General features: G+C 70.3%; 6 protein-coding genes and 1 pseudogene. 3 read left to right on the top strand and 4 right to left on the bottom strand.

The genetic code is table 11. The annotated features are described in order from the left end of the window. Positions 1 to 120, top strand: a pseudogene (locus ABDW35_RS05715) (ABC transporter permease); the annotation flags it as partial. A gap of 8 nt (positions 121 to 128) precedes the next feature. Beyond that, a complete protein-coding gene (locus ABDW35_RS05710; RefSeq protein WP_343712890.1) occupies positions 129 to 1,934 on the top strand; it encodes a gamma-glutamyltransferase family protein in 1,806 nt (601 codons plus the stop codon). A gap of 161 nt (positions 1,935 to 2,095) precedes the next feature. On the opposite strand, the gene ABDW35_RS05705 is transcribed toward ABDW35_RS05710, so the two are convergent. Then, the gene (locus tag ABDW35_RS05705; RefSeq protein ID WP_343712889.1) at positions 2,096 to 3,259 is read right to left on the bottom strand and encodes a mandelate racemase/muconate lactonizing enzyme family protein; all 1,164 of its coding nucleotides are present in this window, start codon (positions 3,257 to 3,259) and stop codon (positions 2,096 to 2,098) included. 46 nt (positions 3,260 to 3,305) lie between these two features. Then, positions 3,306 to 3,920, bottom strand: a complete 615-nt coding sequence (locus ABDW35_RS05700) for a helix-turn-helix domain-containing protein (RefSeq protein WP_343712888.1) — start codon at positions 3,918 to 3,920, stop codon at positions 3,306 to 3,308. A 78-nt stretch (positions 3,921 to 3,998) separates the two neighbouring features. Here ABDW35_RS05700 and ABDW35_RS05695 point away from each other — a divergent pair, with 78 nt between their 5' ends. Beyond that, positions 3,999 to 4,610 carry an NAD(P)H-dependent oxidoreductase gene (locus tag ABDW35_RS05695; protein WP_343712887.1) on the top strand — a complete coding sequence of 204 codons (612 nt, stop codon included), beginning with the start codon at positions 3,999 to 4,001 and terminating at the stop codon, positions 4,608 to 4,610. A gap of 8 nt (positions 4,611 to 4,618) precedes the next feature. Here the strand turns inward: ABDW35_RS05695 and ABDW35_RS05690 are convergent, their stop codons facing one another. Both ABDW35_RS05690 and ABDW35_RS05685 read right to left on the bottom strand, forming a co-directional pair. Beyond that, positions 4,619 to 6,301: a response regulator gene (locus tag ABDW35_RS05690; RefSeq protein WP_343712886.1), complete on the bottom strand. Its 1,683-nt coding sequence runs from the start codon at positions 6,299 to 6,301 to the stop codon at positions 4,619 to 4,621. Next, complete coding sequence (locus ABDW35_RS05685) at positions 6,298 to 7,794, bottom strand: ATPase domain-containing protein (protein ID WP_343712885.1); 1,497 nt, start codon at positions 7,792 to 7,794, stop codon at positions 6,298 to 6,300. The genes ABDW35_RS05690 and ABDW35_RS05685 overlap by 4 nt, the downstream gene beginning before the upstream one ends. Positions 7,795 to 8,198: the final 404 nt, after the last annotated feature.

Raw genomic sequence — 8,198 nt, 5'->3', positions numbered from 1 at the left:
TTCATGAGCCAGGCGCCCTGGATGTCGGTCTTCCCGGGCGGCGCGATCTTCCTGGTCGTGCTGGGCTTCAACCTGCTGGGCGACGGATTGCGCGACGCCCTCGACCCCCGCGAAAGCTGAGAGACATCATGTTCACCACCCGCCCCGAACTGCTCGGCACCTTCGGCATGGTCACCGCGACGCACTGGCTCGGCAGCGCCGCCGGCATGGCCATGCTGGAGCGCGGCGGCAACGCCTTCGACGCCTGCATCGCCACCGCCTTCGTGCTGCAGGTGGTGGAGCCGCATCTGGTCGGCCCCGGCGGTGACGTGCCGGTGGTGTTCCATTCGGCCAAGACCGGGAAGACCGAGGTGCTGTGCGGCCAGGGCCCGGCCCCGGCCGGCGCCACCATCGCCCATTACAAGAGCGAAGGGCTGGAGCTGATCCCCGGCAACGGCCTGCTGGCGACCGTCGTCCCCGGCTCCTTCGGCGCCTGGATGACGCTGCTGCGAGACCATGGCCTGCTGACCGTGCGCGACGTGCTGGAGCCGGCGATCCACTATGCCGAGGGCGGCCACCCGGTGCTGCCGCGCGTCGCCGACACCATCGCCGGCCTCAAGGACTTCTTCGAGGCGGAATGGCCGACCTCCGCCGCCCTGTTCCTGCCCGGCGGGTCGGGGCCGAAGGCCCGGCAGCTGTTCCGCAACCCCACCCTGGCCGAGACCTGGAAGCGGGTGATCCGCGAGGCCGAGGCCGTTGGCGGCGATCGCGAGCGCCAGGCCGAAGCGGCGTACGATGCCTTCTACAAGGGCTTCGTGGCCGAGGCGATCGACCGGTTCTCGCGCAGCACCGAGGTGATGGACGAGAGCGGCCGGCGCCATCGCGGCGTCATTACCGGCGACGACCTAGCCCGCTGGCGGCCGGCCTATGAGGCGCCGCTGACCTACGACTATCACGGCCACACGGTCGCCAAGATCCGGCCCTGGGGCCAGGGCCCGGTGTTCCTGCAGACCCTGGCCCTGCTGAAGGACATCGACATCGCCTCGATGGGCCCGGCCAGCGCCGATTTCGTGCACACGGTGACCGAGGCGATGAAGCTCGCCTTCGCCGACCGCGAGGCCTATTACGGCGACCCCGACTTCGTCGACGTGCCGGTCGAGGCGCTGCTGTCCGACGCCTACAGCGACGCCCGCCGCGGCCTGATCGGCGCCACCGCCTCGCGCGAGCTGCGGCCCGGCCGGGTGCCGGGCTACGAGGCCCAGGTCGACCGGGTGATGGCGGTGCTGGAGCGGCTGTCCAAGGTCAGCGGCACGGCGCTGAAGGACCTGGCGGCGAACGAGCCGACCATGGCCGACATGCTGTCGGCCCGGCGCGGCGACACCGTCCACATCGACGCGGTCGACCGCTGGGGCAACATGGTGGCGGCGATGCCGTCGGGCGGCTGGCTGCAATCCTCGCCGGTGATCCCGGAGCTGGGCTTCATGCTGAACAGCCGCGGCCAGATGTTCTGGCTGGAGCCGGACCTGCCGACCAGCCTGGCGCCGGGCAAGCGGCCGCGCACCACCCTGACCCCGTCGCTGGCGCTGCGCGACGGCAAGCCGTACCTGGCCTTCGGGTCGCCGGGCGGCGACCAGCAGGAGCAGTGGCAGCTGCAGCTGTTCCTGCGCCATGTCCATCACGGGCTGAACCTGCAGGAAGCGATCGAGCAGCCGATGTTCCACACGGCGCATTTCCCGAGCTCCTTCTACCCGCGCGAGCGCAAGCCCGGCCATCTGCTGGCCGAGGAGAGCTTCGGCCCCGAGGTGCTGGCGGAGCTGCGCCGCCGCGGCCATGCGCTGGAGGAGGCGCCGGAATGGACCGTCGGCCGCCTGGTCGCGGCCTCCCGCGACCCCGACGGCCTGCTGCACGCCGCCGCCACGCCGCGGCTGATGCAGGCCTATGCGGTGGGGCGGTAGGCACAGCCGATAGTATTCTCTTCCGCTTGCCCTTCTCGTCATGGCGAGGAGCGAAGCGACGTGGCCATCCAGGGGCCGGTACCGCTGGATGGCCACGCCCCTGCGGGGCTCGCCATGACGGATCTTGTTTCGGGGCGTTGGTACTGCTGAGGGATCGGCCCCTACTCCGCCAGCGCCCGCATCACCGCGATCAGGTCCGACTTGCCCTCGAAGCCGATGCCCGGCAGCTCGGGCATGGTGATGTGGCCGTCCTCGACCCGCACCCCGTCCGGGAAGCCGCCATAGGGCTGGAACAGGTCCGGATAGCTCTCATTGCCGCCGAGGCCGAGGCCGGCGGCGATGTTCAGCGACATCTGGTGCCCGCCATGCGGGATGCAGCGCGACGGCGACCAGCTGAGCTGGGCCAGCACGTCGAGGGTGCGGAGATACTCGACCAGCCCGTAGGACAGGGCACAGTCGAATTGCAGCCAGTCGCGGTCCGGCCGCATGCCGCCATAGCGCAGCAGGTTGCGCGCATCCTGGTGCGAGAACAGGTTCTCGCCGGTCGCCATCGGCCCGGGATAGAACTCCGCCAGCGCGGCCTGCAGCGCGTAGTCCAGCGGATCGCCAGCCTCCTCGTACCAGAACAGCGGATAGTCCCGCAGCATCTTGGCATAGGCGATCGCGGTCTCCAGGTCGAAGCGGCCATTGGCGTCGACCGCCAGCCGGGCCTGGCCACCGATCTCGGCCAGCACCGCCTCGATGCGGGCGCGGTCCTCGGCGATCGGGGCGCCACCGATCTTCATCTTCACCACGGTGTAGCCGCGATCGAGATAGCCGCGCATCTCCGCCCGCAGCGCCGAATTGTCCTTGCCGGGGTAGTAGTAGCCGCCGGCCGCGTAGACGAAGACGCGCGGGTTCGCCTCGCGGCCCTTGCGCTGGGCCAGCAGGCGGAACAGCGGCTGGCCGGCGATCTTGGCGACCGCGTCCCACACCGCCATATCGATGGTGCCGACCGCGACCGAGCGCTCGCCATGCCCGCCCGGCTTCTCATTGGCCATCATCGCCGCCCAGATCCTGTGCGGGTCGAGATTGTCGCCGTCGTCATCGATCAGGCTCGCCGGCTCCGCCGCCAGGACGCGGTCGCGGAAGCGCTCGCGGATCAGCCCGCCCTGGCCGTAGCGGCCGTTCGAGTTGAAGCCGTAACCGACGACCCGGCGGCCGTCGCGCACCACGTCGGTCACCACCGCCACCAGGCTGGCGGTCATCTTCGAGAAGTCGATATAGGCATTGCGGATCGGGGAGGCGATCGGCTTCGTCACCTCCACGACATCGACGATGCGCATGCTGGCTTGCCCTTTCGTGCGGAATGGCCGGCCGTCCCGCCCGGCGTCACCCCCGACTCCTAGCAACCATCGCGACGATGGTCTCGGCCAATTCCGCCAGCGCCTCGGCGGCGGTAATCTCGCCGTTGACCGCGGCGGCGGACAGGGCCTCGGCGGCGCCGAGCATGGCCCACAGGCCGGCGGGCGCGATGGCGCCGGCCGGGGCGAAGGGCGCGAGGGCGGCGCGGCAGGTCTCGCGGAACGCCGCGTCGCATTCGCGCTTCACCCGCTCCAGCTCCGGCGAGCTGGTCAGCGCCGCGACCACGCCCGGAATCTCACGGCCCTGGGCCAGCACGCAGTCGAGATAGGCGGCGGCGATCACCTCGGCCCGCCCCGCCAAGGTCGGCTCGTCCGTCGCCAGCGCGGCCTGCAGCCGGGCGGTCTGGCGGTCGTCGAACTCCCGGTACAGCGCGATCAGCAGCCCGGTGCGATCGCCGAAATGATCGTAGACCACCGGCTTGGTGACGCCCGCCCGCTCGGCCAGCCGGCCGAGCGTCAGCGCCTCCGTCCCCTCCTCCCGGATCAGCGCCCAGGCGGCGTCCATCAGCTGGCGGTGCCGCTCCTCCCGCGACAGGCGGCGGCGCGGCTGGGGATCGGATTCTCTCGCGGCGATGCTTGACATGGCTATATACCAAACGTAACTTACTAAAAGTATATAGCACTTATCCCTCCCCCGCAATCACCTGCAGGAGCTGCCGGCATGCACGCGCTCGTCGTCGTCTCGCATCCCGATTCCGCCTCGCTGACCCATGCCGCCGCCGCCCGGATCGCCGAGGGCATCGCACGGTCCGGCCACACCGCCGAGATCGCCGACCTGACGGCGGAGGGCTTCGACCCGCGCTTCGGCGCCGCCGATCAAGCCGCCCATCTCAAGCAGGCGGCGCCCCCGGCCGACGTGGTGGCCGAACAGGCGCGGATCGACCGCGCCGACGCGCTGGTGCTGGTCTATCCGGTCTATTGGTGGTCGATGCCCGGGCTGATGAAGGGCTGGATCGACCGGGTCTTCGCCAATGGCTGGGCCTATGACGAGGTCCCCGGAGGCAGGACCGAGAAGAAGCTGGGCCGCCTGCCGGTCCATCTCGTCGGCCTTGGCGGCGCCGACCGTGGCACCTATGTGCGGCATGGCTATGACGTCGCCATGAGGACGCAGATCGACCACGGCATCTTCGGCTATTGCGGCGCCCCGGTCGCGACCTCGGAGCTGCTGCTGGTGCCGCCGGATGCGGTGGATCCGGCCGAGGCCCTGGCCGCCGCCCGCGCCCTCGGCGGCCGGCTGTTCGAGGCCGCCCGCCGGCCGGCCGACGCGGCCTGACCGGATCGTCACGGTCCGGCGGCCTGCGCCTCGCTGTGCAGGACGGACGCGATCTTCCGGGCCAGCTCGTCATGGCCGAAGGGCTTGCCCAGGATCTGCGCGTCGGCGATGCCGGACAGGGCGGCGCGGTCGATGAAGCCGGTGACGAACAGCAGCGGCAGGCCCGGCCGCCGCTGCCGGGCATGGCGCGCCAGCTCGGCGCCGTTCATCCCCGGCATGGCGAAGTCGACCACCATCAGCTCGATGCCGGGCTCGCTCTCCAGCAGCTCCAGCGCGGCGCCGCCGCTGCCGGCCTCCAGCACGCGATGCCCCAGCTCGCGCAGCATCGCCGCTGTGATCTCGCGCACCGCATTGTCGTCGTCCACCACCAGGATCCGGGCCGCCCGGACGGTGGCGGACGCCGCCGCCGGCCCCCCGTCCGGCGCCGCGGCCGCCTCCCGCGTCCGCGGCAGGTAGATGCAGATCGCCGTGCCCCGGCCCGGCGCGGTGTCGATGCTCACGCCGCCGCCGGACTGCTTGGCGAAGCCCAGCACCTGGCTGAGGCCCAGGCCGGAGCCCTTGCCGACCTCCTTGGTGGTGAAGAAGGGCTCCAGCGCCTTGGCCCGCACCTCCTCCGTCATCCCGGTGCCGGTATCCCTGACGCAGATCTCGACATAGTCGCCCGCTGCCGGCTGCTCCGGCGAGGCGGGCGGGCCGCGCGTGACATTGGCGGTGGTGACGCTGAGGGTGCCGCCCGCCTCCATGGCGTCGCGGGCGTTGATCGCCAGGTTCAGCACCGCCAGTTCGACCTGCGTCGGGTCGGCCAGCGCCAGCCACAGCCCGTCGGTCATCCGGGTCTCGATCCGGATGCGACCGCCCATCGTGCTCTGCAGCAGGTTGTGCATGTCGGCGAGCGTGACGTTCAGGTCGATCGTCCGCGGCTCCAGCCGCTGGCGGCGGGAGAAGGCGAGCAGCTGGTCGGTCAGCTTGGCGCCGCGCTCCGCCGCGATCCGCATGTAGCCGAGCCGCCGTTCCATGGCGCCGTCGAGCCCGGCCTGGGCGAGCCCACGCTCCAGGAAGGAGATGTTGCCCAGGATCACGGTCAGCAGGTTGTTGAAGTCATGCGCCACGCCGGAGGTGAGCTGGCCGACCGCCTCGAGCCGCTGCATCTGGCGCAGGGTCGATTCCACCCGCTCGCGCTCGTCGATCTGGGCCAGCAGCTGGCGGTTGGCGGCGGCCAGCTCGGCCGTCCGCTCCTGCACCCGCGATTCCAGGTCCTCGTTCAGCCGCCGGGCCTCGTATTGGCGCTGGCGGCCGCGCAGCGCGGTCTGCACCACGCTGACCAGCGTGGTCGGGTGGAACGGGCGCTCCAGGAAGGCGACGTTGCCGAGCAGGCCGGTCAGGCGGGCGGCGGTCGGGTTCCGCTCCAGCCCGCCGCCATGCCGGGTCAGCACCACGAAGGGAAAGTCCGACCAGGGCGGCTGCGACGACACCCATCGCGTCAGCGGCGCGACGTCGACGCCGGCCAGCGCCTCCTCGGTGATGATGGCCAGCTCGGCCCCCCGGCGGATCTCGGCGAGAAGCTGCGCCAGATCCTGGCAGATCTCCGCCTGGATCGACGCCTCCCGCAGGATGCCGCGGGCCACCGGCGCGTCGCGGCCCTGCGGGGCCAGGATCAGCGCCCGCTCCGCGGAAGGTGGCGTCGCGCTCATGCCTGGTCGAGCAGCGGTGCGGACTGTCCGACATAGGTGGGCACCCCGCGCAGCACCCCCTGGAATTCGGTCAGCGGCTCGCCGACCGACAGGCCGCGGCCGTCGATGCGCAACTCGCGGATCGTGTCTTCATGCGCCCCGGTGCGCTTCTTGATCACGGAGATGGCGCGCCGGACGCGGCCGAAGGCTTCGAAGTAGCGCAGCATGATCACCGTGTCGGCCAGGTAGGTGACGTCGACCGTCTGCCGCATCTCGCCGACCATGCCGTGCTGGGCGACGGTCAGGAAGGTCGTGGCGCCGCGCCGGTTCAGGTATTGCAGAAGCTCGTGCAGGTGCAGGGTGATGTGCTGCTCCTCCGACATCGCCGCCTGGTAGCCGTTGAGGCTGTCGATCGCCACCAGCCGGATGTTCCCGCGATCGACGCTGTCGCGGACGCGGTGCGAGAACTCGCCGGGGCTGAGCTCGGCGGCGTCCATCTGCTCCACCACCAGCTTGCCGGCGTCGCGCATCGCGGTCAGGTCGATGCCCAAGCCCCGGGCGCGGTCGAACAGCAGCCCCAGCTCCTCGTCGAAGACGAACAGCGCGGCGGTCTCGCCCCGCGCCACCGCGGCGGCGATGTATTGCAGCAGCAGCATCGACTTGCCAGTGCCGGCCGGCCCGATCACCAGCGTGCTGGACCCGGTGGCCATGCCGCCGCCCAGCAGGGTGTCCAGCCCGGCGTTGCCGCTGCGCGTGACCTCGCCCATGAAGCCCCGGCGATGCTCGGCCGCCACCAGGCGCGGGAACACTTCGATGCCGCCGGACGTGATGGTGAAGTCGTGATACCCACTGCGGAAGGGCTGGCCGCGGCATTTGACGATGCGCAGCCGCCGCCGCTCGCCGCCATAGATCGGCGCCAGCTGGTCGAGATGCACGACGCTGTGGGCGATGCTGTGCACCGCGCGGTCGGTGTTCTCGGTGGTCAGGTCGTCGAGCATGATGACGGTCGACCGGCTCTGCGAGAAATAGTGCTTCAGCGCCAGCACCTGGCGGCGGTAGCGCAGCGAGCTCTGCGCCAGCAGGCGGATCTCCGACAGGCTGTCGATGACCACGCGCTGGGGCTTCAGCCGCGCGATCGCGTCGAAGATGCGCTCGATGGTCTCGCCCAGTTCGAGATCGGAGGAGTAGAGCAGGCTCTGCTGCTGCTTCGGGTCCAGCACGCTCTCGGGCGGCACCAGCTCGAAGATCTCGATCTCCGGCCCCAGCGTCCAGCCATGCGAGCGCGCGCCGTCGCGCAGCTCCTGCTCGGTCTCGGCCAGGCTGATATAGATGCCTTTCTCGCCTTCGGCGGCGCCGGCCAGCAGGAATTGCAGGGCGATCGTGGTCTTGCCCGTCCCCGGATTGCCTTCCAGGAGGTGAAGCCGGTTCCGGGCCCAGCCGCCGTGCAAGGCTTCGTCGAGTCCGGCGATGCCGGACCCCGCCCGCGGCAGAAATTCAAGCTTCGGATCCATCATCGGACGTTCGAAAGCTCCCGTGGTGCGCGCGGCGTCCGGGTGCTTACCCGAGCGAAGCGCCTCCGTGCGGGAAAGGGAACATCGCCTCTGCGGGGGAAGTTCCTCGCTGAACAGGCGCAGACGATAGCAGGCCATCCGAGCGCTTGTGTGAAAGGCTCGCCCCGAGTTCCCGAAAATATTCCCAACATCGCAATAACAATGAAGATGAATCACGAAAATTCGAAATCATCTCTCGGATCCGCCACCAGGCGATTCCAGTTCGACTTGCCCCAAGCGACCTTGAATGAGATGAAACGCGTCTCGCCGGGATCCGGACCATGGGAATTTCACGGCAAGAACCGGAGTGAGGCCGCCGGTTGCCTCCTTCACTCTCCATCGCATCCAACGACGAAGGGAGAGATCGG

It is taken from the genome of Inquilinus sp., assembly GCF_039594555.1.
Classification (GTDB): domain Bacteria; phylum Pseudomonadota; class Alphaproteobacteria; order DSM-16000; family Inquilinaceae; genus Inquilinus.
This window is presented reverse-complemented; position numbering and strand designations above follow the sequence as displayed.